Consider the following 25,369-nt stretch of genomic DNA (forward strand, 5'->3'; position numbering starts at 1 on the left):
CCTCCCTACATCATCCCGCCTGCTCCCAGCAGCGGGCCCAATATGGACAGAAGCAACGCCGGCAAGATGAGCGTGCCGGTAGGAATCAGCAGCTTGACGGGCGCACGCTCGATCTCGCGCTCGACCGCGGCGCGATGAGCCGCACGGATCTCGCGACTTTGAGCGGCCAGCGTCTCGGCAAGTGGGGCACCCAGGGCGAGCGCCTGCCCCACCGTGATGGCAAAGGTCTCGAGCGCTCGCACGTCCAGGTCGCGCGCGGCGGCCAACAACTCGTCCTCACGCGTGCCCACGCCCACCTGCCACGCCATGCAGGCTCGCTCAAGGCGAAGAGCCAGCACTGACCGGCGGTTGGCGCAGAAAATCTCAAGCGCCGCATCAAACGAAAGACCTGCCGAAAGACCCAAGCGAACAACATCGATCATCTCGGACACTTCGCCAAGCGACACTCGCGCCGGGCCGCCCGCCCCAACCGCGCCCTTCACTCGCGCGGTCAGGGCATCGACCACCGAGCGACCCGCGGCAGCGACCAGCACCGCCTCGCGCTTGCAGGCCCCCGCGATCTTGCGTGCATCCGCCCGATCCAAACCCGTCGCGACAAATACACTCAGGGCGCACAGGCAAGCCGCAACTGCAACCGGGGCGCTCATAGCTCCACCCGCATAATGCGCCGGATAACCACCAGGGCAACGGCGTTGAGGGCAAGACCCAGCACCACAGCGCCCGCGCCGGCAGGCGTCGCAAGACCGCGACGAAAATCTGCCGAAAGCAGCGCCAACACCGCGCACATGCCCGCCGGCATCGCCGCGACCATATGCGCAGACATGCGAGCCTGCGACGTCTTAACATCCAGGCGGCGCTTGAGCTCAATGCGCTCCCCCACCATGCTCGACGCCTCGGACAGTAAGTCGGCAAGCGGAGCGCCGGTGCGCTGAGACACCTTAAGCGCCAAGGTCACAAGCGAAAGACCGGGGGCGTCGATACGCACGAGCAAGTCATCGAGCGCGTCGGTCGCCGAGATGCCGCAATCGATCGCCGCCGCCACCCGCAAAAACTCGGTATGCACTGGCTCTTGCGCATGAGCGCCCACAAAGCGCATGCCTTGGGCCAGCGAATGTCCCGAGGCAAGCGACATGGAAAGTGCGGTAAACGCCTCGGGCATTGCCTCTTCTGCATCGTGTTGCTCGCGCCGGCTCTCAAAGCCATCCCGAGCGGCACCAACGGCAAACGGAGCAACAAGTCCCAAGGCAAATCCGAGGGGCGATAACGACACCATCGTTAGTAAAACGCAGCAGACACCGCTCGATAGCAGCAGAAACGCCAAACGTCCCGAAGCATCTTCGATCACGAGGCCAAGGCGATGCGCCGGAGCCAGCGATGCCCACGAACGGGCGATCTTTTTCAGCAGATCGTTTTCCACCAGCTCACGCGGCAGCTTCTCTGCCACCGTCTCGAGCGCCTGACGTGCCAGCTCCGCCGGCGGTACCTGCGGCACACGAGGTTCCGCCCCGCACGCCGTCGCGACAGAAAGCCCTGCCAAGCCCCCTACGACGAGGGGCACAGTGATCTCCATTCGTCCACCTCCTCTTGTGTGAGCGTCCCCGACCGCAGGCCTTCTGCGATAAACGGCGGCTCGCGGTCAAGCGTCCAGGTGCGCTCGGCGGCATCGAACGTCACATAGCGCTCGAGCTCTACGCCGCCCGATGCGGCGCGTCGCACCCCCGAATACGAGGAGACGAAGCGCCTGCCATCGGCGTGGCGCTCGGACATCACGATACCGTCGAGTGCCATGGCAATCTGCTCCTCGATGAGCTCGCTCGGCAGATCGATGCCATAACGTGCAAGCAACGTCAGACGCACCACGGTCTCCTGTTCTGAACCCGCATGAAGCGTGGTGAGCGACCCGTCGTGGCCCGTGTTCATGGCCTGCAACATGTCGCAGCACTCGGCACCGCGCACCTCGCCCACCACGATGCGGTCGGGGCGCATGCGCAGGGCATTAGTCACCAGGTCGCGGATCGTCACCGCGCCCTCGCCTTCAATTGAAGCCTCGCGCGCCTCTAGGCGCACCACGTGCGGATGATGCGCAAACTTGAGCTCGGCAGAGTCCTCGATCGTCACGATGCGCTCGCCGGTGGAAATCTCACATGACAACGCGTTGAGCAGGGTGGTCTTACCAGATCCCGTGCCTCCCGCAACCGCCAGGTCCTGTCGCAGCGACACCGCACACGACAGCAGCTGCGCATACCAAAGCGGCAGCGATCCCAACCCCACGAGCTCGTCCAGCGAGCAGATACGGTCCGAGAACTTTCGGATGGTGAGAATCGGTCCGTCAATCGCCACAGGCGGAATCACCGCGTTGACGCGATAGCCCGTTTTGAGGCGGGCGTTGACGATGGGGCTGCGCTCGTCGATACGGCGGCCAAGTGGCGAGATAATGCGGTCGATAAGCACACGGATCTGCTCATCATCCTCAAACGCATGCTCGATGGGGTACAAGACGCCGCCGCGTTCAAAGAAAGCCGAGCGGCAGCCGTTGATCATGATCTCGGTAACGGTGTCGTCCTCGATGAGCGGCTGCAACGGCCCCAAGCCCACCACGTCATCCAAAATCTCGTCGATGATGGTCTCGCGCTCGGGCGTCGCGAGATCGGTCGGCTCCTCAACATTGAGCGCCGCCTCCACCGCAGGACGCAATTCCGAGCGGGCAAGTGCCGGGTCGATATAGGCGCTGATACGCGCCACTTCGTCGTAACCCATGCGGTCCATCACGGCGCGCTTGGTGCGTCGTTTCACGGCGCGGCGACGCCCCACATCTACAGGCGCTGCCGCCGCCGCAGCGCCGGCAGCCTTAATCCTCGTTTGCAGGCTCATCGCTGATCACCCTCGCGCGACCAGGGAAGGCGGATACGCGGGCGTTCGGTGCGCGTTGCACGGTCGGCGACCATATCGCTCCAAGGGCCGACGGCGCACCCCAGTTCCACGAGCATCTCGCGCGTGGCCTCGCGCACGCTAGTCGCAAAAGCGCTGGTCTGCCCCACTGCCTCGTCAGCGCGCCCAAACGCCATGAGCGCGGCGAGATCCTGCCCGCCATCGGCGATACGAATCTTGGAGCTTAACGCACAGGCAATCTCAAAGCGCATGGCGACGTCCTCGTCTGCCCCGCGCGCACCGAACCGGTTGAACACGGCGCTCATGCGCGTGCGCGGCACACCTACTCGACTTGCCAGTTCGATGACGCGCGACGCCGATGTCGCGGACGACACCGCCGCATCGCCAACGACCAGGCAACGGTCGCTCGCCGCCACCGCAGCCGCCACGGCGTCGCCCCAAAAGACCGAGGTATCGATAAAGACCACGTCGGATTCACGACGCAGAACATCAAGCAGTAGCTCCACCGGACGCGCCATGAGCTCAGCTTGCTCGGGCGCCGCGACGGGACCCCAGAGCGTAACGCCCGGCGCCACGCGCATCGATGTGGCTACGATATCCGGCTCGGTGAGCGTGCCCGCCGCCGACGGCTCGATAAGTGCCGCCATATCGCGCGGAGCATCGACGCCTAACAAGTCGTAAAGGTTTCCAAACATCAGGTCCAGGTCGAGCACGGCGGCACGCAAGCCCAACAGCGACGATGTGTGTGCCATGGTGGCAACGATCGTCGACTTGCCGCAACCGCCCGAACCCGAAATAGCGCAGATGACCGGAGCTCGATGCGGCGGAGCGGCAGCGTCTGCCGGCGGCATCGGAGGCGGCGGGGCGGGCGTCGGTGGCAGCGCCCCTGTCTCCCCCGCCGCAACCACACGCTGCGTCCAAGCCGGCATGGCAGCTTGTTCGGTCTGCGAGGCAGGCTCGTTCTGCGCAATCTGCTCATGCTGCATTAGCGACAACTCGCCGCACCCGGCAAAGCCCTCAACTTCGTCGAGTTCATCCACCAGATTCACGCCGTGCACGTATCCCATATCTACAGCCGGGGAGTCGCCAGCATGCTGCGCCGGCCCTCCAGCGTCATCGTCTACAAGGGGGTTCCGGGGGCGCCGACCATGCTCGGCTTCCGCTTTTCCATAATCATCAACACGCGGGCCTCTTGTAGCGCGAGGCGCCCCGGGTTCCCTATCAACAAAAGCATCGGGCTCAATCGTCATGCGCCGATCGGAATCAACCGCTCCCTCGCCCGCACGCCCGTTGCCGCATATACTGTGTGCAGCGATGACCTCGGTCGCCCCCGCGCGAAACAGCCCCTCGATATCCGACGGATCGAGCGCTTCTATCAACACGACCACGCGACTCACGCGGCCTTCGGCCGTCAGGCGCGCAACAGTCTTGCGCACATCTTCAGTATCAAACAGAGACGCCGCGATGATGGCAGCCCCGCGGCGCGACGGAAACGCCCGTGCCATGGAAACCAGCCCGTCCAGGTCACCCACGCGAAGCACCTGTGCACCCACATCACGGCCCTCGACTTCCCGCTGCAACAGCCCGTAATCGCCGCACGCGCAGCACGCAAGCCAGATCGCCTTCATCACTCGTCGCCTCCGCTCTTTTTGCCGCGCGCCGTGGCGGGAATCGTCAAGCTGACCGTTCCCTTGCCCGAGGCTCCCAGCAGTTCCTTGACGTCTTCGGGGTCAGCCGCCAGCGTCACCCATTCGATCTTGCCCTCGCGCGTGGAACCGGAATCCTCACTGGTATCGATCACGTACGCACCGCACAGCCGATCGGTTACGCCGTCTTTTTGCACGTACACGTCCACGTAGCTGCCCACGCCCGCAGCACCGCCGACCGAGTGCTCGGCATCGACCGCCACCGAAACGGCGACCTTGCCCTTAGGCACCTCGAGCATGTGGCTCTCGGCCTTGGTGTAGACATTGCAGATCACGGCGTTTTTGGGAATACGCGAAGTCGTCACGTCGCCGCGCACCCGGCGTAGCTCGGTCGCCGCGTCACGCGGCAGCAGACTCGTCAACCACTCCTGGGTTATGACATTGGTCTCATCGAGGGTCTCGCCCACATCGATATCGCGCGCCGCGACGCATACCTCGACGCGATCGCCACCGTACTTGGCCAAGGTCTCAGCCTGGACCTGTTCGGCTTGCGAGCGGATCGACGAGCCGTAAACCATGCAGAGCAGAGCAGCGAGCACGCCCGCGACCAGACTGATGGCGATGCGCTTGCTCTTGTTCACGGCCGCTCCTCTCATGGCAGTGCCGGGCGAATGCCCGTACCACCATTGTCTGGGCGGCCAGAGTGCAAAGCGGCGCAATCGCAATCTTGGTTTTCGATGTCAAACCAATCGCTGACCAAAAGCTGAACAGCCCGTCAAGCTCGTGACAAGGTTTTGGTCAGCACGTCAGCAAACTGCATGTTTCGAGGCTTTTCCGCAGCAAAAAAGCCGTCTCCCGAACAGTTGGGAGACGGCTGTCATAGATAAATTCAATTACAGATGGACATCGGGATCGAGCATTTGAGCGCTCACGCGCATGGATGACGCCAGATTTTGGAACGTTTCCAGACGCAGGCCGTCGATCTGCCCGGCGTCCTCGGCCTCGCGAACGGCGCAACCCGGTTCGTGGGTATGCGTGCAGTCGCCAAACCGGCACGCACGCGATGCCTCGACAATCTCGGGGAAGGCGCGTGCCAGACCCCGCTCGTGACCCACGAGCGGCAAACTGCGCAGACCCGGGGCATCGGCGATCACGCCGGCGTCGCCCGGCAGCGCCACCATCACGCGCGCGACGGTAGTGTGACGGCCCTGGTCGTCGCGTTCGCGCACACCGCCGGTCGCCAACGTATCGTGGCCCAGCAGTGCATTGAGCAGCGTCGACTTGCCGGCACCCGACTCGCCCAGAATCATGGCGCAGCTCCCGGCGGGCACGCAGGCACGGACCTCGTCCAGACCGCGGCCCTCGGCAGAAGACGTCACGATCACGCGCACGTCCGGACCCACCAGACGACGCACGCGGTCCAGATCGCGCTCGAGCTCATCGGCCTCGCAGCGGTCGGCCTTGGTGAGCACCACCACCGGCTCGGCATCGCAATCGAGCGCCAATACCAGTGAGCGCGCCACGCGATCGAGCAGCACCTCGCCGGCGCCGAGCGCCTGCACGATCAGCACGCTGTCAACGTTGGAGCAGAGCACCTGGCGCTCACCGCGGGCACGGCCACGCCAACGCTCAAAGCTCGTACGGCGCGGCAGCACGCACTCAATCACGCCCATATCGTGCCCGGGAGCGCGGCGCACCGCCACACGGTCGCCCACGGCAGGCAGCAGGACCTCGTCCTCGCCGCGCGACTTGGCAAACCCCACGGCATGCTCGGCACGAAACGTGTCATCGGCAGTCGCCACCAGCGGAAACCCGCGGTCCAGGCGCACCACGGCGCCAAGCTGCATCTGCTCGGGCTCCTCGGCATGTGCGCAGAAATCATCAAAGGCAGTCTGCTGAGCTTCATCGACCGGCAGGTCATCAAACGCCGGAACATCCTGCAGCGCGTCAAGCCCCGGTACACTCGCCAGCAATTCCTCAGCAGATGCAGGGGCTTCGGTCGCGAGCTTCCGACGACGATCGCGCTTAGCCCGCGCCCCCGTCGTCTTTTTCTTCGCCTTAGCCTTAGCCTTGCCCACAAGCGCCTCCCAGCACCATAAATCACAACTGAGCAGGTATTTTCCCACAAAAAAGAGTCGGTCGAGCAAATGCTCGACCGACTCACACACTTTCCCTCAGCCCTTTATCATCCGCGCGGGAGAAAAGCCAGCAAGGATACCGCAGGGCCCGCCCCGGAAGCCCTTTCTCCCGAACGATCCCGCAGCGCGAAGCGCGAGGACCAGTGAGGGAGAAAGGGCGTGGGGTGGGCCCGGACGAGTACGTTACTCTTTCTCCACGGCGCGCATGATCGCCTTGTAGATCTCCATCAGCGGGATGATCAGGAAGGCCAGGCCCAGGGCAGCGACAACGCCCTTGAGCTCAAGCGTCACGGGGCCAAAGAACATCTCGGCAAGCGTCGGCTGCACGGTCACGATCACCGTCAGCACCAGTGCCAGCGCGGCGGAAGCCCACAGCCACTTGTTCTGCTTCTTCATGGTGAACAGCGACGCACGACGGCTGCGCATATTGAAGCAGTGGAAAATCTCGACCATGTTGAGCGTGATGAACGCCATCATCACGCCTTCCTCGTCGGCATTGCCGGCGATCATATCGGCGATGTGGATGTAGCCCATGTCAAAGTACACGCCCACAAAGAAGCTCGCCAGCACCAGCGCGGTGATGATTAGGCCCTGGACCACGCAGTCCAGACCCATATGTCCGGCAAAGACACCGTCCTTGGCGTTGCGCGGCTTGCGCTTCATGATGTCGCCCTCGGCATCCTCCATGCCCAGCGCAAGCGCGGGGAAGCAGTCGGTGACCAGGTTCACCCACAGCAGCTGCACCGGCTGGAAGATGGTAAAGCCGATGAGCGTGGCGATAAACACCGAGAACACCTCGGCAAGGTTGGCCGAAAGCAGGAACTGGATGACCTTGCGGATGTTGTCGTAGATGCGACGACCCTCTTCGCAGGCGCCGATGATGGTAGCGAAGTTGTCATCGGCAAGTACCATGTCGGCGACGTTCTTGGTGACGTCGGTACCGGTGATGCCCATACCAACGCCAATGTCGGCGCGCTTGATGGACGGGGCGTCGTTGACGCCATCGCCCGTCATGGCCACGATCTGGTCGCGCGACTTCCAAGCCTCGACGATGCGTGTCTTGTGCTCGGGCTGGACGCGGGCGTACACGCCGTAGTCCTCGATGTGCGCGTCGAGTTCCTCGTCGCTCATGCGATCGAGGTCGGCACCGGTGATGGCCTGGCTGCGATCGGCGACGATGCCCAGCTGCTTGGCGATGGCCACGGCGGTGTCGATGTGGTCGCCCGTGATCATGACGGTGCGGATACCGGCGTCGTGCGCCTCGTGGATAGCGTCGGCCACCTCGGGACGGACCGGGTCGATCATGCCGGACAGGCCACAGAAGACCAGGTCATGCTCGAGCGCAGCGGGGCTGCAGTCGTCGGGAACCTCGGTGTAGGTGCGGCTTGCCAGCGCCAGTACGCGCAGGGCCTCGTCGGCCATGGCCTTGTTGGCCGCCACGAGCTCGGCGCGGCGCTCCTCGGTCAGGGGGACGACCTTATCGCCCTCGTAGATATGGGTGCACAGGCCGATCACCACGTCAGGCGCGCCCTTGGTGTACTGCTCGTACTCGCCATCCAGGGTCTCGACGACCACGGACATCATCTTGCGGCCCGAGTCAAACGGGGCCTCGCCCACGCGCGGATGCTCGGCAGTCAGGCCAGTGAGGCCCGCCTTGCCGGCGTCGTTGACGAGCGCACACTCAGTCGGCTCACCCACGGCCTCGCCCAGCTCCTCGTCCCACTGAGCATCGGAGCACAGCGCCATGCCGGCCAGGAACTTCTCCTTGGGCGCAGCGAGCTCGTGCTTGACGACGGTCATCTTGTTCTGGGTAAGGGTACCGGTCTTGTCGGAGCAGATGGTCTGTGTGCAGCCAAGGGTCTCGACAGCAGAGAGCTTGCGGATAATCGCCTGGCGCTTGGCCATCTTGGTCACGCCAAGCGAGAGGACGATGGTCACGACGGCAACCAGGCCCTCGGGGATGGCGGCGACGGCGAGCGAGACGGCAACCATAAAGGTGTCGAGCAGGGCAGTCGGGTCGGTAAGAACGTTGCCCACGCCGTGGCGGATGATATCAACGCCAAAGATGACGACGCAGATGACGATAACCATGATGGTGAGGATGCGGCTGAGCTCGGCGAGCTTCACCTGCAGCGGCGTGAGCTCTTCCTTGGCCTCGGCCAGGGCGCCGGCGATCTTGCCCATCTCGGTGTTCATGCCGGTGCCGACCACGACGGCGCGACCGCGGCCGTACACGACGGTGGAGCCCATATAGCACATGTTCTTGCGGTCGCCGAGCGGCACGTCATCGGTGCCCGCGGCGAGCTCGATCACGTTGGCGTGCTTCTCTACGGGCACGGACTCGCCGGTAAGGGCGGCCTCCTCGATCTTCATTGTGGCGCTCTCGAGCACGCGGCAGTCGGCCGGGACGGAGTCGCCCGCCTCGAGCATGATCACGTCACCGGGCACGAGCTCGGCGCTCGGCAGGTGCACGAGCTTGCCGTCGCGCAGCACCTTGGACTGCGCCGCGCTCATCTCCTGCAGGGCCTCGAGAGCCTCCTCGCTTTTAGCCTCCTGGACCACGCCCAGCACCGAGTTGACGATAACGACGAACATGATGATGGCAACATCGGCAAAGTCCGCCTCGCCCTTGACCATGCCCGTGAGCGCACTGATGACGGCGGCAACGATCAGCATGATGACCATGGGGTCGGCCATCTGCTCAAAGAAGCGCTTCCACAACGGTGTCTTCTCGGCTTCCTCGAGCTTGTTAGGGCCTGTCTTGGCGAGGCGCGACGACGCCTCGTCGTTGCTTAGGCCGAGGTTCTCATCGACGCCCTGGTCGCTGAGTACCTCCGCCGCGGCGGACAGGTATTCCTTTTGCATATAGAGTCCCCTCCTGGGATTCGGGCCACTCAGCAGATTGATGCCCGATCATAATTCCCAGGAGAAGGGCAAGGGCTCATCAAGGCTGCCGTGCTGAGCGGCAGTTGATAGTGGAGCTATGGTACCCCAAAGCGACGCGTCTAGCCAAAACAATCGGTTTGGAAATATGGTCCGCACGCAACGGTGCAGACCGTGTGATGCTCAACATTGGTAAAACGTTTTTTCTTCGGCACATCGCCAAACTGACATATCGCCCAGATAGCAGCGGTTGGAGTGGTTGGTAAAGATTTTCCATATACCGTTTTTCCCGCAAAAAATGAACTTCCATTTCGGCATACGGTCGTTTTTTTGGGGTATTCGGTCGGCATTTCGTTATAATCATCTCGGTTTTATTTCTTATGGTTTATCTATCAGCGCAAGACGATGTCAGATGGAGGTCTGAATGTACAAGCGCACTAAGATTGTATGCACCATGGGTCCCGCCTGCGATAGCGACGAGACCATCCGCGAGATGATCAAGGCGGGCATGAACGTCGCCCGTTTTAACTTCTCGCACGGCTCCTACGACGAGCACCACGGTCGCATCGAGCGCGTCCGCCGTATTTCCAAGGAGCTCGGTCTGCCTGTCGGCATCCTGCTCGACACCAAGGGCCCCGAGGTCCGCACCGGCCTTCTGGTCGACGGCAAGAAGGTTGCCGTCAAGACCGGCGATAAGATCGTCGTCACCGCTCAGCCCACGTCCGAGGATTTCCACGGCACCGCTGAGCACATCTCCCTCGACTACCTGGCTCTGCCCTCCGAGGTCGAGAAGGGCTCCCTCATCCTGATCGATGACGGCCTGGTTGCCCTCGAGGTCGAGTCCGTCAGTGGCCAGGACATGACCTGCGTCGTTAAGAACGACGGCCTGATCGGCGAGCGCAAGGGCGTCAACATGCCCAACGTCAACATCTCGCTGCCCGCCATCACCGAGCGCGATCGTCAGGACATCCTCTTTGGCCTGACCGAGAACATCGACTACATCGCCGCTTCCTTCATCCGTGACGGCGAGTCCGTCCGCGGCATCCGCGAGCTTTGCCGCGAGAACGGCGGCGAGCACGTGACGATCTTCCCGAAGATCGAGTGCGCCTTGGGCGTCGAGAACTTCGACGAGATTCTCGAGGCTTCTGACGGCATCATGGTCGCCCGTGGCGACCTGGGCATCGAGATCAAGCCCGAGCTCGTTCCGCACATCCAGAAGGAGATCATCGCCAAGTGCAACGCGGCCTACAAGCCCGTCATCACCGCTACGCAGATGCTCGACTCCATGCAGCAGAACCCGCGCCCGACGCGCGCCGAGGTTGCCGACGTTGCTAACGCCATTTATGACGGCACCGACGCCGTCATGCTGTCCGGCGAGTCCGCTGCCGGTAAGTACCCGGTCGAGGCCGTCAAGATGCAGGCCAGCATTGCTCTCGAGACCGAGAAGTACCTCCCGGCCCACGCTCCGCTCGAGGTTCCGGCCGATGCTCACGGCACCCGCGTCGTCAACAACGTTGTGGGTATGTCCGCTGTGAACATGGCCACCACCGTTGGCGCCAAGTGCATCACCGTGCCGACGACCACCGGTCGTACCGCTCGCCTGATCTCGCACTTCCGCCCCAACATGCCGATCTGCGCGTTCTCCCGCCACGAGTGGGCCGTCCAGCAGATGATCATGTACTGGGGCGTTATCCCGCACCAGGCCGAGATTACCCAGGGCACCGTCAACGGCACGATCGTCAAGGCGATCGAGACCGCTAAGGAGCTCGGCTACGTCGAGGCTGGCGATTTGACCGTCGCTACCGCCGGCGATCCCCGCATGAGCGTCCAGCTCGAGGACAAGGTCTCCTCGACCAACGTCGCTTACGTCGCTCAGGTGCGTTAAGTCGTACTTGCAAGCATGTTTGCATTGCAAAGGGCCCGGAAGGCTTTGCCTTCCGGGCCCTTTTTAGACCTTCTTCGTATGCCGCATCATCGATTTGTGTTCAGTCGCAAGCCTCTCCGATGCCGAGCGCACCACCGAAGACGCCCTGCGACGGGAGCCGTTGGTCAATTGGAATGAACTGTTCACCGTTAAGCCGGCCGGCTAGCAGCTAGCGATCAGGGGGACTGCGGGAACGTCAGAAGCAGCAACGCGAGCCGCAAATCCCGCCTCGGTCAGCTCGATGACCTCGGTAAACGTTGCATCGAAAAACTCCTCGGTTAGCAGGCGATACGGCGGATGATCGGGCTCGCCGGGGTTTTCGCGTACAATCTCGTGCATGACGCCGATAGTCTTGAGCACATATTCTTTATGGATGGGATACTGCCCAAAACGCGTCGCAGCGGTATAGAGGCGATCGGTCGCACGCGGAATGGAAACGATGCCCAGCGTCTTGCCAAACCAGTCAAAATCGCCCTGCTTTTTAATGCGGAATTCCTCGCACGGCTTGCCGCCGTGTGCTTCCAGATACTGGTTCACACGCGTGTTCCATACCGTGTCGGCCACCAGATGCGACCAGACGCCCAGCGTTAAATCGAGCAGCGACTGCGCCACATCTTCGGACGCAAGCGAGAACTCACAGGCGCCGGGACCGACAACCGGCTCGGCATCCCTGTAGCGCTGAGGATAGTGCACGCGGTTCAGTCGCTCGCGCTCCTCGACAATCGAGGTAGCCTCAGCAGGTTCGCCCGCGGGTGCGCCTTTAAGCAGCGGCGTCACATAGGTATCCCAGAACTCGTGCTCGCGTGGTTTGGGGATAGGCTCGGGCTTAGCAAAGTGCGTGATGCGGTACGGGATGGGATCGGCAATGCCGGGAACCATGTAGCCCACAAAGATGTCCGGAACCACGCAGCCAAACAAAAAGGCATTGCGGTCGCGCACGCTATCGGCAAGCACGCTAGCACGTGTCAGCAAGCGCTCCGTTTGAGCGATATGAATGTTCCAGCTTGGCATAGCAACCCCCATAAAAAACCTGGATAACTATACCATCACGGCAAAGCCGCGCGGGCGGCTACGCATCCTCTACGCAGCAACTATTCCGCAGCACCGCTCTCGGTTCCATACGACGGCGAAGGCGCCTCGACCACATGGTGATATCGATCGATATAGATGGCACGGGCCCCCAAGTGGCGCACCAAATCTTGATGGTGCGTACTCATCAAAACCGTCTTACCGGCAGCAACGTAGGCCAGCAAAAAGTTGACTACGATGTCGCACGAGTCCTCATCGAGCCCGTTGGTGGGCTCATCGAGCACTAGGATATCGGGGTTCATCGATACGACTGCCGCCAGCGCAACGCGCTTCTTTTGCCCGCCCGAAAGCTGATAGGGCGAGGCATCGACCAGATCGGCAACCTGGAACAGCTCCATGGCATCGCGGACGCGGCGCTCGAGCTCGTCTGTCGGCAGCCCCATCTGCGCGGGGCCAAAAGCAACTTCCTCGCCCACCGTAGCGCAGAACAGCTGGGCGTCGGCATTCTGGAACACAAAGCCCACGCGCTGATGGAACCGCTGAGCGGCTGCGGAATCCTTGAGATATGCCGCATCGATCACGTGCCCGTCAAACAGGCACGCACCCGCGTCCGCTAGTTCAAGACCGTTGATAAGGCGCATAATCGTCGTCTTACCGCAGCCGTTGGGACCGAGTAGGGCAACGAGTTCACCACGATCGACCTGCAGCGACACACCATCGACAACCGTATGCCCCGCATAGGAGAACACCACGTCGCGAAACTCGATGAGCGGCACGCTCTTGGCGCCAGTAGCACCGCTCGCGCCCATCACGCCATTCGTATCGTTTGCCAAAACGTCGCCCTTCCCTATCCACATCGACGGCTCGGCCGCCCGCGCTACAGCACCACGCACAACACGGCGAGCAGCACCACGACGGCCGCATAAACCGCATCGCGCCAGCCAAAGCCGCTCCGCCCGGGCGCCGGGTACGCACCGGCAAAGCCGCGGCAGAGCATAGCCTCGTCCATCGTGTGGCTGCACTCCATCGCCTTGATAAAGGTCATGCCCATGATACCCGCCAGCGAGTCGGTGCGCGAAAATCCCTCAGGCGCACGGCCAACGCTGCGCAGCATGACCGATTCGCACAGATCGTGCGCCGTGCGTCCCAGCACCTCGATATGCTTGAGTGCCATATCAAAGGTAAAGATGACCTCGTCGGGCAGGCGCAGCATCTTAAGCGCCGCCGACATGCGACTCCAGGTGAGCGTCCACGAAACGCCCAGCACCAGCGACACGTTAATGAACGTCTTGAGTGCAATCTTGAGCATGGCGCCCGCGGCAGACGCGCCCAGCAGCAGGGCAGGCAGTGCCAGAACCACCGCAAGCCCCGTGGCGCCGAGCGCCGGTACAAAGGTCGCACGCAGCCCGCGAGCGGGGCGCACCGCGACCAACACCAGCGCGATAGCCGCCATCAGCATCAGGTACAGCGGGCTCTGCGTCAGACACACGCACAGGACGCAGACGAACATCCCCACCAGGCGCACCGGAGCCGAAACGCAAGAAAGGGCGCGGTCGACCATCGACCCGCCCTCGTGCGCGCCCCCACCCAGGCGAACCCGCTCAAGCAGGCTCGCCAGGTGCAGGACGTTCTTTTGCATCACACGATGCCGAGCCCCCGCGGGCTCGTAACGCTGCTCGACCGCAAGCCAGCTAGGCAGCTCGGCTATTGCCATGAGCACCGCTTTCCTTGACCGTCAGCGAGATCAGACGGAATGCGATGGTGAGCACCGCCACGCCAATCACGCCCGAAAGGATATACATGGTAGCCTGGCCGGCAAAGCCAAGGCCTTGCTCCTCGGAATAGGCCTGCAGATAATCGCCCGTGGGCAGGGCATCGGCAAAGGTCGGGGTATCGAGACCGACCGAAGCCTGCAGGCTGTCATCGCCAGCCTCTTGAACGGCGGTCGCGGCGCCCTCGGCGTCCCACTCACCCCAGGCGTCACCCGTGGCCAGCAGGCCCAGCGGTGTTGCTACGACAAGCACGGCAACCAGGATGAGCGTGGGGACCAGCGAGGTCTTCTTGGCGGCAACGCCCTCGGCAGCAAGTTGGCCATCGACGGCCTCGGGCCCGACAATGATGCTCGGCGCCGTCTTCTTAATGAAACCGTAGATCGCGGCCGTCGCCACGCCCTCGATCACGCCGGCAACCAGCATATGCGGGATCAACATGGCCGGAATAGCCACGGACAGCGGGAAGGGGCAGTACAGCGGCGCGCCCGAAGCATTGGTAAAGAGCATCGGCTGAATACCAAACTCGATTGCCGCGCACAGGGCCGCCAGGCACAGGCCGACCCAGCCGCTTACGATGGCAGAAACTGAGGTGCCCCAGCTCTTGTCGTGCAGACGGCTGTTGAGCGCACGGAACACGATAGCAGCGACAAACGGCAGCACAAAGGCCATGTTAAAGCAGTTGGCGCCAAACGACAGAACGCCGCCGTCTCCAAACAGCAGCGCCTGCAGCGCCAGCGCGACCGAGACAGCGATAGCCGCAGCCTCGGGGCCCAGCAGCAACGCGATGAGCGCGCCGCCAACAGCGTGACCAGTGGTGCCACCGGGCAGCGGCACGTTGAACATCATGAGCAAGAAGGAGAACGCGGCGCAAATGCCCAAGAACGCCATATGCTCGCGATCGAGCGTGGCGCGCACCTTTTTGATGCAGTGGACCCATACGGGCACCATCGCCACCGCCATAACGGCATCGGTCTGCGGGGACAGATAATTATCGGGAATATGCATGAGCCCTCTCAATCAGAACGTTGTGTGTTACGTTTCCAACAATCCGTAACACCGACTCTGCATACTAACAAAAAGGCGCACCGCCCACAACGCAGCACGCCCTTGCAATACGTACGTTATTAGCCCAGGTCCACGCACCGCCCAATAAAGGGCCCATGCACTCCCAACTTTCCGGTCACCCGGAAGAAGGTGCGATCCGCTCGCAACAAGGTTAACGCAGGAACCCGCCCCCGAGAGGGGTTTTCTAAGGCAACATCCCGCAGCCGCGAAGTGGCGAGGACGTTGCCGTGAAAACCCCGCAGGGGGCGGGTTCCGAACAGCAAAGATTACGAGCGGACTTCGCCGTTTACGCCCTTGCACACCTTGGTGACGATCTTCTGGTGCGCCTTCTCGACCTCTTCGCTGGTGAGCGTGTGGTCGTCGGAGCGATACGTAAGCGCGAAGGCCATGGACTTCTTGCCCGCACCGATGCGGATGGGATCGCGGTAGACGTCGAACAGGCGCACGCCCTCGAGCAGCTTGCCTCCGGCACTCGTAATACGACGCTCAAGATCCTCGCAGGTCACAGTGTTGTCGACCACGATAGCGAGGTCGTGCTCAACGGCCGGGTACTGCGAGAACTCACGGTAGTTCTCCTGGTTGCGGGCGCCCTTGATCAGCTTGTCCAGATCGAGCTCAAAGGCAACGACGACCTCGTCAATGCCCATAGCCTCGCGTGCCTCGGGGTGGATCTCGCCAACCCAGCCCAGCACGGTACCGCCCGAGAGCACCTCGGCAGCACGACCCGGCTGCAGGAAGGCATAGCTCTCGCCCTCGACGGGACGGAAGCGATCCTTCTCGATGCGCAGCTGGGCGAGCAGCTCCTCGACAATACCCTTGCCAAAGAAGAAGCGCAGCTTGCGGTACTTCATGTTCCAGGACTGCTCGCTCCACTGGCCCGAGAGCACACCCGCCACGGACTTGGTCTCCTTGGGCAGGCTGGCGTTCTCGCGACCGTGGAACAGGCTGCCGACCTCGTACAGGTGCACGTTGGGCGTGCCGTGGGCCTCGTTATAGGCCACGGATTGCAACAGGCCCGGCAGCAGCGAACGACGCATCTCGGTCTGCTCGGCTACCAGCGGGTTCATGAGCACCACGGGGCAGCCGCGGCCCTCGGTGGACATGCCGATCTTCTCCAGGTCGCCCGGGGCGGCAAAGCCAAAAGTCGTGGTCTCGTTGAGGCCGCAGGCGCGCAGGATTTCGCCGACCTTGCGGGTGAGCTTCTGCTCGCGGGTCAGGCCGCCGATGTGGTTCTTGGCAGCCGGGATGGTCGCCGTCACACGGCCCATGCCCCATAGGCGCAGGACCTCCTCGATCAGGTCAATCTCGCGCGGCAGGTCGGGGCGGAAGCTCGGCGGAGTGACCATAAAGTCGTCGCCGTCGCGCTCGACGGTGCAGCCCAGGCGGGTGAGCGAGCGCTCGATAAAGTCGGGCTCGATGTCGGCGCCGCAGATGGCGTGCACGCGGGCCAAGCGCAGCTTGATGCTATCGATGGTCTTGGGCGCGGGGAACACGTCGACATAGCCGGGAGCAACCTCGCCGCCGGCGATCTCTTCGATGAGCGCGCAGGCCACGTTGGCCACATCCACGCAGCCGGTCTCGTCGACCTGACGCTCAAAGCGGATGGAGGCGTCGGAGATCAGCGACAGGTCGCGGCTGGTGTGCGAGGTGCGACCGGCATTGAAGCAGGCACTCTCGACCATCACGTCGACGGTGTCGTCCTCAATCTCGGAATCCATGCCGCCCATAACGCCGGCCAGCGCCACGGGACGCTCGCCGTCGGTGATGAGACCCATGCCGGCGTCGAGCGTGCGCTCCTCGCCGTCGAGGGTCGTGAACTTCTCGTCCTGCTGGGCGGCGCGAACCACCACGCGGCGATGGCCCTCGCGCTCGGCAAAGGTGTCCAGGTCAAAGGCGTGCAGCGGCTGACCGGTGAGCATCATCACGTAGTTGGTGATGTCGACGATGTTGTTGTGCGGACGCACGCCCAGGGCGTTGAGGCGCTTGACCATCCAGTCGGGCGACGGGCCGACCTTCACGTTGCGCACGATGCGGGCGACATAGCGGTCGCACAGCCCCTCGTCGGCAATCTCGACCGAAAGCTCGTCGTCCGTCGCGCGGCCGGTCTCGGCCTTGATGGCGGGCAGCTCAACGTGGAAATCGCGGTCGAAGATGGCGCCGGTCTCGCGAGCCATGCCGATCATGGACAGGCAGTCGGGGCGGTTGGGCGTGATCTCGCAGTCGAGCACGGTGTCGCTCGAGCCCACGTACTCGGCAAACGGCATGCCGCAGGGCGTATCCTCGGGCAGGATCATGATGCCGGAGTGGTCGCCGCCCAGGCCGAGCTCGCGTGCGGAGCAGTTCATGCCCATGGACACGACGCCGCGAAGCTTGCTCTTCTTGATCTTGACGTCGCCGGGCAGAACTGCGCCGATCATGGCCGTGACGATGTGGTCGCCGGCCTCGAAGTTCTGCGCGCCGCAGACGATCTGCAGCGGAGCGGGATTGCCGTCAGCGTCGAGGTTCTTGTCACCCACGTCGACCGAGCACACATACATATGGTCGCTATCGGGGTGCGGGGTCTTGGTGAGCACCTTGGAGGTCACCACGTGGTCGAAGGATTCTCCCACGGTGTCAATCGCCTCGACCTCGGTGCCGGTACGGATATATTCGTCCGAAAGAGTCTTGGGATCCTCCGGAATATCGATCATGGTCTTGAGCCAGTCGTAAGAAACGCGCATCTAACTGGTCTCCTTTCATAAATGCGGCTTTGAGCCAAAAACTGCAACGGAGACGGGTTTTCCAAGTGCCGCAGATTGCCTTGAAAGAGGAGGGCCGCGTACTTAGGTACGCAACCGACGATTGAAAGGCAAGGTGCGGTGCTTGGGAAAGCCGCCGGGCCTAGAACTGATTTAAGAAGCGCATATCGCCCGTCATGAGCGTTCTGAGGTCGGGCAGGTCGTAGCGCAGGGCCGCGACGCGCTCGGCGCCAATGCCAAAGGCGAAGCCGGTATACTTCTCGGGGTCGATGCCACAGTTGATAAGAACGTTGGGGTCGACCATGCCGCAGCCCAGGATCTCGATCCAGCCGCTGTGCTTGCAGAAGTTGCAGCCCTTGCCGCCGCAGACGTGGCAGCTCACGTCCACCTCGCAGCTGGGCTCGGTGAAGGGGAAGAAGTGCGGGCGGTAACGCGTCTTGCGATCCTCGCCAAACATGCACTTAACAAAGTAGTCGAGCGTGCCCTTAAGATCGCCAAAGGTGATGCCCTCGTCGACGACCAGGCCCTCGATCTGGTTGAACTGCGGCAGGTGGCAAGCGTCGGCTGTATCGGGACGGTAAACGGTGCCCGGGCAGATCATGTAGATGGGCGGCTTTTGCGACTCCATGGTGTGGATCTGCACGCCCGAGGTCTGGGTGCGCAGCAGCACGTCGGACTCGCCGTGGGCGTGGGCCTCGGGGTGCGCGACGCTGCCGGGGTTATTGTCGACCACGTAGAAGGTATCGCGGGCCGAGCGGCTCGGGTGATCCATGGGGGCGTTGAGCGCGGTGAAGTTGTAGTAGGAGGTGTCGACCATGGGACCGGACTCGACGGTGTAGCCGATGCCGCAGAAGATGTCCTCGGCCTCCTCGATGATCTGCTTGATCAGGTGCTGGTGGCCGATCTGCGGACGGATGCCCGGCAGCGTGATGTCGACGGCGTCGTGCTCGAGTGCGCGCTTGAGGGCGGCGGCCTTCATCTCGGTGTTGCGCTCGTCGAGCATGCCCTCGATCAGCTGGCGCATCTCGTTGGCGCGCTTGCCCATCACGGGACGATCCTCGGGGGCGAGCTTGCCCATCATGCGCATCAGGCCGGTGATGCGGCCCTTGCGGCCGAGCAGCTCAACGCGCGCAGCCTCGAGCTTGGCTGCGTCGTCGGCGCCTGCGACGAGCTCCTTGGCCTCTTCCTCGAGTTTGACCAGATCATCAATCAGACTCATGTCTTCCCTTTCGTCTCTCGCGCTCTCCGTTTGCCGAGGCAGCTGCCGCCGTCTGACGTTGCGAAAACGCGGCCCGGTTCGGTAATAAAAAAACCGTCCTCGGGCATGTGCATTGCCCAAGGACGGTTGAATTCCGCGGTACCACCTTGTTTGACCCGGCGGATGTCTGGCCCGCCGTGCCCACTCTGCGCCCCTTATCGCGAGGCTCACGGCTTCCCTACTGGGGCTTCGCCGCCGCTGGCCGCGCGCCCGTTGAGGTCGCTGCTCGGGAGTGAACGCTTGGCCCTTGCCACCGCAGGAAGGCTTGCAGCCCATGACCTTCCCTCTCTTGCCGGCGACGCGGCGGGCAAAACCCTCTCCGTCAACGCATTGGGCTACAGGATAACACATTCTGCGTGTGCATCGCCGCGTTCCGTTTTGTTCGCACTGGGTACAAGGCAGGTAGCTGTGCAAACTGGCCGCGCGCCCACCCGAAGCGCTCGGCTCACGAGATCAAGGATATGGTATGGGAAAGAAACTCGATAAGAAGGCCGAGCCTGCAGCGGGCAAGACATCCAAAGGCATGAAGGTCGATAAGGCCGTCAAAAAATTCCGCAAGCTCGAAGGCAAGCTGTGGACTCGTGAGTACCTGCTCAAGATTGCCGAGTTTGACGGCGCGACCATTGCCCCCGCCAACGGCGCAGCAGCGCGTGCCGACGCCATGGGCACGCTTGCCGGCGAGCATCACAAGCTGCTGACCAGCGAGAAGTCCGTTGAGCTCGTACGCTCGTTAGCGCGCGAGACCGTCGCCGGCGGCAAAATCGACGACCCTCAGCTGCTCGACGAGATCCGTGTGCTCGGCCGCGATCAACGTGAGGCCAGTGCCATCCCCACCGAAGAAGCCGAGGCCTGGACCAGGCTCACCTGCGAGGCGGACGCCGTGTGGCGCAAGGCCAAGGCAGCCAACGACTGGGCGAGCTTTGAGACCTATGTGGATAGAATCGTCGCCCAACTTAAGCATCAGGCCGAGCTCATGGACCCCAAGCGCGATCCATACGACGTTTGGCTCGACCAGTACGAGCGCGGCCTTTCCGCCAAGAGCTTCGACGCGTTTTGCGACGAGGTCAAGGCCACGGTCGTGCCGCTCGTGCACGCCATCGGCGAGCGCGGCCAGCAGCCGGCTGCCGACTTTTTGCACGCCCACGTGCCCGAGGCTGCCCAGCGCGCCATGAGCTTCGACCTTATGAAGCTTGTCGGCCTGGACCTGGACGACACCACGCTTGCCTTTACCGAGCATCCGTTTAGCGAGGGCTTTGCCGTGGGTGATGCGCGCATCGCGACGCACATCTACGAGGACGACTGCATCTCCAACGTCTACAGCATCATCCACGAGGCGGGGCACACCATGTACGAGCTGGGCGTCAATCCCGCCTACGCGCGCACCTGCCTGGAGGGCGGCACCTCCATGGGCATCCACGAGAGCCAGAGCCGCTTTTTCGAGAACACCGTGGGTCGCAGCCGCGCCTTTATGGGCCCGCTGCTCGAGGTGCTGCGTCGTCACGCGCCCGAGGTCTACGGCGACGTCGACGAAGACACGCTCTACCGCGCCGTGAACATCGCGCAGCCGTCGTTGATCCGCACCGAGGCCGACGAGCTCACCTATCCGCTGCATATTATGGTGCGCTACCAGATTGAGCGTATGCTGTTTGCCGGCGAGGCTGCGGCCAAGGACATCCCCGCGCTTTGGAACCGCTTTATGGACGAGTACCTGGGCATTCCCGTTCCCGACGACACGCACGGCTGCCTGCAGGATACGCATTGGAGCGGCGGTTCGTTTGGCTACTTCCCCACGTATGCGCTGGGTAGCGCCTACGATGCCATGTTTGTGCCGGCCATGTGCCGCGACGGCGTCGACCTTACCGGTGCCTGCGCGAGCGGCGATCTGGCGCCCGTCCGCGCCTGGCTGGGCGAGCACATTTGGCAGTGGGGCCGCGCCAAAGACGCGCCGGAACTCATCAAGGGCGCCTGCGGCATGGCCTTTGACGCCCGCTACTACTGCAGCTACCTGCAGGACAAGTTCACCACACTGTACGAGCTGTAAGGATTGACCAGCACGCCATCGCCAACGCCAACTATGTTGACGCCAATGTCTTGGCAACGTCAGCGAAAACGACCCTAAGCGAGCAAGGTGACGTGAAATGAAAGGGCGCTGACCTTCTGGTCGCGCCCTTGAAATTGAACGTCAGATTGCCGCTTAGGGGCGTTTGCAGCGTCGAGCAGTTACGCGGTTTGGTAAAACCGCGTAACTACAGAGCCTCGAGCGCGTTGGCAATGCGCTTCATGGCGGCATCGGCGGATGCTTGGTCGGGTGCCTCGGCCAGCACGCGGATAACCGACTCGGTTCCACTCTTGCGTACGAGCACGCGGCCCTCGCCTGCCAGCGCAGCCTCGGCCTCGGCGATGGCGTTCTGCACGCCCATGTTCTCGAGCGCGGCGTCCTTGTCCGCCACGCGCACGGCCACCTGCGCCTGCGGCAGCAGCTTGCACGGAGCCGTGAGCTGCGAGAGCGTCTCGCGCTCGGCACGAATCACTTCCATCACGCGCAGCGAGGTCATAATGCCGTCGCCCGTGCGCTCGATATCGCCAAAGATCGTATGGCCCGTCTGCTCGCCGCCTAGGCTGTAACCGCCCTCGCGCATCTTGGCATACACGTGACGGTCGCCCACACCGCTGGTCACGGCACTTAGGCCGGCAAGCTCCAACGACTTGATCAGGCCAAAGTTGCTGGCAATCGTCGGAACCACGGTACCGCCCGAAAGGCGACCGTGCTTGTTCAGGTACACGCCGCACACGTACAGGATCTGGTCGCCATCGACCACGCGCCCGCGCTCGTCCACGGCCAGGCAGCGGTCGGCATCGCCGTCATAGGCAAAGCCCACGTCCAGGCCCTGCTCCACCACGTGGCGCTGCAGACGCTCCATATGCGTGGAGCCGCAGTCGACGTTGATGTTAAAACCATCGGGCGCGGCATTGATCACGCGCACGTCGGCGCCCAGCGCGTCGAACACCGGCTTGGCCACCGAGGACGCCGAGCCGTTGGCGCAGTCGATGCCGATCTTGACGCCCTGCAGCGAAAAGTTCGCGCTGGCGATGAGCGAGGCAATGTAGCGGTTGCGCCCCTGCATGTAGTCCACCGTGGCGCCGATGTGGTTGCCCGTGGCCAGCGGCACCTCGCTCTTGCCATCGATGTAGTCCTCGATGAGCTCCAGTACGTCCTCGTCCATCTTAAAACCGTCGCTGTTGACGAGCTTAATGCCGTTATCGCAAAACGGGTTGTGGCTCGCACTGATCATGATGCCGCAATCGAAGCAGCCTTCCACGGTCTGATGTGCTACGCCCGGCGTGGGGATCACGTGCAGCATATAGGCGTCCGCACCGCTCGCGACCAGGCCGCTCACTAGCGCCGCCTCGAACATATAACTCGAGCGACGTGTGTCCTTGCCCACGATGACGCGCGCCTTGCGCTCGCGGTTGGCGCCGTAATACCAGCCCACAAAACGGCCAATCTTATAAGCGTGCTCTACCGTCAGCCCAACGTTGGCCTCACCGCGAAAGCCGTCGGTGCCAAAGTACTTCATGCGCTCTCCTTACAAAATAGGGGCGAACAGATTGCCTGTCCGCCCCAAAATGGTACTCGATTATCTGCGCTACCAGAAAAATCCTACGCCGACGCGCTGTCGCGAGCCGCCTGGCATGTAGGAGTCTGACGCAGCGTAAGCGGCTTGTCCCCCGCCTCGGCCGACGTGGTCAGCGTATATGTGATCGTCGTCGTCTCGCCAGCATGCAGGTCAACGGTGCCCGAATAGAAGGGGATTCCATGCCACGTAGCGGCGCCAAGACCAAACTGGGTGCCCTCGACGGTCAGATCAGTAATGTTGCCGCCCGTCGGTGCAAACAACGAGACATTCAGACGCTCGTCGTCGCGCGCTGCATCGGGTGCGCTCGCCGCGACGTAGTCGGGCAGCTTGCCTGCCTCCTCCTGCGTCATGATGTTCGTCAGGGTAACGGTGATGCGATACGAGCACGTGCCGTCACCGTTCTTGACGCCCTGGCCAATCTGCGTATCGGCATTCAGGTACCAGTCGAGCTTGGAGAAGCTCAGGTTGTTAAAGTAGACACCAGCAACGGGATCTTCACTCGGGTCATCCGGATCGGGCAGCGAGGCGTCGATGTTCATCTGCTTGATAGCGTTCTGCTCGTCATCGTTTTTCATCCACGCGATCAGGCGGCCCTCTTCGGCACCGCGCTCAACGGCGCTGACAAGCTTCGTAACATCAACATCGCCGATACCGCCAAGGATCTTGTCGAAGGCAGCGCTGGCGACGGATGCAAAGATGCCGTCAGACTCCTCGACCGGATAGTTCCAGTACACATCGTGCATGAGGACCTTTGCGGCGTTGGTGCCGTCGACAACCGTTCCGTCGGGCAGCGACACATTACCGACCAGGCCCAGCAGATACTGCAGGAACACCGGGTCAATGCCCACGACGCCGTCAACGTCCTGGCCATATTGAGATTTCCACAGGGCTGCGACACGCTGCGAGTTGCGGGGCCAATCGGGCGAATAGGTATTGCCCGAGTTGTACAGGTTACTGTGGTTGCCGAACAACGCCTCATCCTCTTCGTCGACGCTCTCGACCGCCTCGTCCTCGCTGAGTCCAATGCGGGGAACAAACTCGCCGATCGACATCTGGCCGTCGGTGACCGAAATCAGGCCCTGCGAACCGCCAAAGCCGCCGCAGGCACGAATCTCGACGTTGTTCATGGCGTACATAAGGTAGTTGCGCGTCTGGCCGTTGGCACCGAGCATCTGGGGAAGGACGGGGGCGACCTTCTCCGCCGCGTCAACCGCGCCGTTGAGGGTGGCAAAGCCGTCCTTGGCCTTATCGACCAGCTCGGTCACTTGGGAAATATGAGTATCGCCAATACCCTGGATCTTCTCGTTGGCGCTCTTGAACACCTTGGAGCTATCGGAAAGCGAATCGGCAACGGCCTGCAGCGCGGACACGTTAATCATGCCGTCCTGGAACAGCTTGCCTGGCGTGGCCTGCGAAAGGTTGTCGGCCATGGGAACCAGCGCGTTGCTCGAGACATCGGACAGGGCATCAATCATGGTGCGGGCCGCATTGATGTCGCTGCCATACACCGGGATAAACGAAGCCACCGTCCACAGCGGGCTCGAGGTCTCCGCCTTCATGCTATCGCAGAGCTCATCGATCTTCTTCGCGTCGTCAGGCAGCGTCGAAAAATCGCCCGACGTGACCTTGTCCTTAAGGCCACCGACGATCTCGACAGCCTCCTTCGCTTCGCTCTTTACGGTCTTTGCCGAGTTAAGCAGCATAAAGCCGCTTGCGCCAAGCGCAACGAGAAGCACCGCGACTACAGCGGCAATAATGGCGCCAGTGTGACGCTTTTTGCGCTCGCCCTTGCGATGGCGATGACGGACCAGACCGTCAGAGGTCGAACTCGACGAAGCGTCGCTACCGTAGTTCAAGCCAAAATCGTAATAATCTTCCTTGGAACCCGAGCCCGCAAACTCGGCACCGCTATCATCCAGGCGGGCGAACGTGCCAGTCTCGGAGGCGCCGGTGTAAATCGTGCCAAGGTTACCCGTAAGCCCCGCGCCACCGGCAGAGGGAGTATTGTTGGCGGCCTTGCCGGCATTAACGTTGCCGGCGGTATTCGCGGCGTTGGCAGCACCTGCGTTGTTCGCAGGTATCGAAGGGGCCCCGCTCGGCTGCGACGTGGAGGTTGCACCGCCCGCAAAGACATTCCCTCTTGCACGGCCGGTCTTTTTTGCCTTTTGAGACTGCTCGTACAGAGCGGTAAACATCGCCGTCTCGCCCGGGGACACGCGCTTACCGGAACCGCCCTGCCCAGCGCCGCCCGGCGTGCCGGCCTTACCAGCCCCGTTCGGACGCGGCGGAACTGCAGGACGGCCGCTATCGCTGCCCTTAAAGTGATTACCAGCCATAAAGAAATCCTCGCAATTGAGTCGCAATGAAAAAGTCCATAACGTTATTAGTT

General features: G+C 62.7%; 17 protein-coding genes. 2 read left to right on the forward strand and 15 right to left on the reverse strand.

Annotated features, from left to right (window positions below):
* Positions 1 to 5: 5 nt before the first annotated feature.
* From DW112_RS04170 to DW112_RS04200, 7 genes are all read right to left on the reverse strand, one after another.
* On the reverse strand, positions 6 to 647 hold the full coding sequence (locus DW112_RS04170; RefSeq protein WP_055250542.1) for a type II secretion system F family protein: 642 nt from the start codon (positions 645 to 647) through the stop codon (positions 6 to 8).
* Positions 644 to 1,570 carry a type II secretion system F family protein gene (locus DW112_RS04175; RefSeq protein ID WP_117563706.1) on the reverse strand — a complete coding sequence of 309 codons (927 nt, stop codon included), beginning with the start codon at positions 1,568 to 1,570 and terminating at the stop codon, positions 644 to 646. Before DW112_RS04175 ends, DW112_RS04170 begins: the two co-directional genes overlap by 4 nt.
* Positions 1,543 to 2,871 (reverse strand): CpaF family protein, encoded by a 1,329-nt coding sequence (locus DW112_RS04180; protein WP_117634305.1) that lies wholly within the window; start codon positions 2,869 to 2,871, stop codon positions 1,543 to 1,545. The genes DW112_RS04175 and DW112_RS04180 overlap by 28 nt, the downstream gene beginning before the upstream one ends.
* Positions 2,868 to 4,517, reverse strand: a complete 1,650-nt coding sequence (locus DW112_RS04185) for a P-loop NTPase (protein ID WP_118328392.1) — start codon at positions 4,515 to 4,517, stop codon at positions 2,868 to 2,870. Before DW112_RS04185 ends, DW112_RS04180 begins: the two co-directional genes overlap by 4 nt.
* Complete coding sequence (gene cpaB / locus DW112_RS04190; RefSeq protein WP_233545858.1) at positions 4,517 to 5,176, reverse strand: Flp pilus assembly protein CpaB; 660 nt, start codon at positions 5,174 to 5,176, stop codon at positions 4,517 to 4,519. Before cpaB ends, DW112_RS04185 begins: the two co-directional genes overlap by 1 nt.
* Positions 5,177 to 5,428: 252 nt before the next feature.
* Positions 5,429 to 6,382, reverse strand: coding sequence for a ribosome small subunit-dependent GTPase A (gene rsgA, locus DW112_RS04195; protein ID WP_199408138.1), 954 nt, complete (start codon positions 6,380 to 6,382; stop codon positions 5,429 to 5,431).
* Positions 6,383 to 6,856: 474 nt separating this feature from the next.
* On the reverse strand, positions 6,857 to 9,538 hold the full coding sequence (locus DW112_RS04200; protein ID WP_118328394.1) for a cation-translocating P-type ATPase: 2,682 nt from the start codon (positions 9,536 to 9,538) through the stop codon (positions 6,857 to 6,859).
* A gap of 442 nt (positions 9,539 to 9,980) precedes the next feature.
* Here DW112_RS04200 and pyk point away from each other — a divergent pair, with 442 nt between their 5' ends.
* Complete coding sequence (gene pyk, locus DW112_RS04205; protein WP_117634311.1) at positions 9,981 to 11,441, forward strand: pyruvate kinase; 1,461 nt, start codon at positions 9,981 to 9,983, stop codon at positions 11,439 to 11,441.
* 201 nt (positions 11,442 to 11,642) lie between these two features.
* Here the strand turns inward: pyk and DW112_RS04210 are convergent, their stop codons facing one another.
* From DW112_RS04210 to pheS, 6 genes are all read right to left on the reverse strand, one after another.
* Entirely contained in the window at positions 11,643 to 12,491 is an 849-nt protein-coding gene (locus DW112_RS04210; RefSeq protein WP_055250557.1) for a hypothetical protein, read from the reverse strand.
* Positions 12,492 to 12,571: 80 nt separating this feature from the next.
* Positions 12,572 to 13,342 carry an energy-coupling factor ABC transporter ATP-binding protein gene (locus tag DW112_RS04215; protein WP_233545859.1) on the reverse strand — a complete coding sequence of 257 codons (771 nt, stop codon included), beginning with the start codon at positions 13,340 to 13,342 and terminating at the stop codon, positions 12,572 to 12,574.
* 44 nt (positions 13,343 to 13,386) lie between these two features.
* Positions 13,387 to 14,223: an energy-coupling factor transporter transmembrane protein EcfT gene (locus DW112_RS04220; protein ID WP_118328396.1), complete on the reverse strand. Its 837-nt coding sequence runs from the start codon at positions 14,221 to 14,223 to the stop codon at positions 13,387 to 13,389.
* Positions 14,201 to 15,286 carry a cobalt transporter CbiM gene (gene cbiM / locus DW112_RS04225; protein ID WP_117637397.1) on the reverse strand — a complete coding sequence of 362 codons (1,086 nt, stop codon included), beginning with the start codon at positions 15,284 to 15,286 and terminating at the stop codon, positions 14,201 to 14,203. The genes DW112_RS04220 and cbiM overlap by 23 nt, the downstream gene beginning before the upstream one ends.
* Positions 15,287 to 15,612: 326 nt before the next feature.
* The gene (gene pheT / locus DW112_RS04230; RefSeq protein ID WP_118328397.1) at positions 15,613 to 18,066 is read right to left on the reverse strand and encodes a phenylalanine--tRNA ligase subunit beta; all 2,454 of its coding nucleotides are present in this window, start codon (positions 18,064 to 18,066) and stop codon (positions 15,613 to 15,615) included.
* 160 nt (positions 18,067 to 18,226) lie between these two features.
* Positions 18,227 to 19,303 (reverse strand): phenylalanine--tRNA ligase subunit alpha, encoded by a 1,077-nt coding sequence (gene pheS, locus DW112_RS04235; RefSeq protein WP_055250566.1) that lies wholly within the window; start codon positions 19,301 to 19,303, stop codon positions 18,227 to 18,229.
* A gap of 505 nt (positions 19,304 to 19,808) precedes the next feature.
* Here pheS and DW112_RS04240 point away from each other — a divergent pair.
* A complete protein-coding gene (locus DW112_RS04240; RefSeq protein WP_117583829.1) occupies positions 19,809 to 21,383 on the forward strand; it encodes a carboxypeptidase M32 in 1,575 nt (524 codons plus the stop codon).
* 205 nt (positions 21,384 to 21,588) lie between these two features.
* Here DW112_RS04240 and glmM read toward each other — a convergent pair whose 3' ends face one another.
* Both glmM and DW112_RS04250 read right to left on the reverse strand, forming a co-directional pair.
* Entirely contained in the window at positions 21,589 to 22,920 is a 1,332-nt protein-coding gene (gene glmM / locus DW112_RS04245; protein WP_118328398.1) for a phosphoglucosamine mutase, read from the reverse strand.
* 83 nt (positions 22,921 to 23,003) lie between these two features.
* A complete protein-coding gene (locus tag DW112_RS04250) occupies positions 23,004 to 25,316 on the reverse strand; it encodes a DUF4012 domain-containing protein (RefSeq protein WP_118328399.1) in 2,313 nt (770 codons plus the stop codon).
* Positions 25,317 to 25,369: the final 53 nt, after the last annotated feature.

It is taken from the genome of Collinsella sp. AM09-41, from assembly GCF_003473245.1.
Lineage (GTDB): Bacteria > Actinomycetota > Coriobacteriia > Coriobacteriales > Coriobacteriaceae > Collinsella.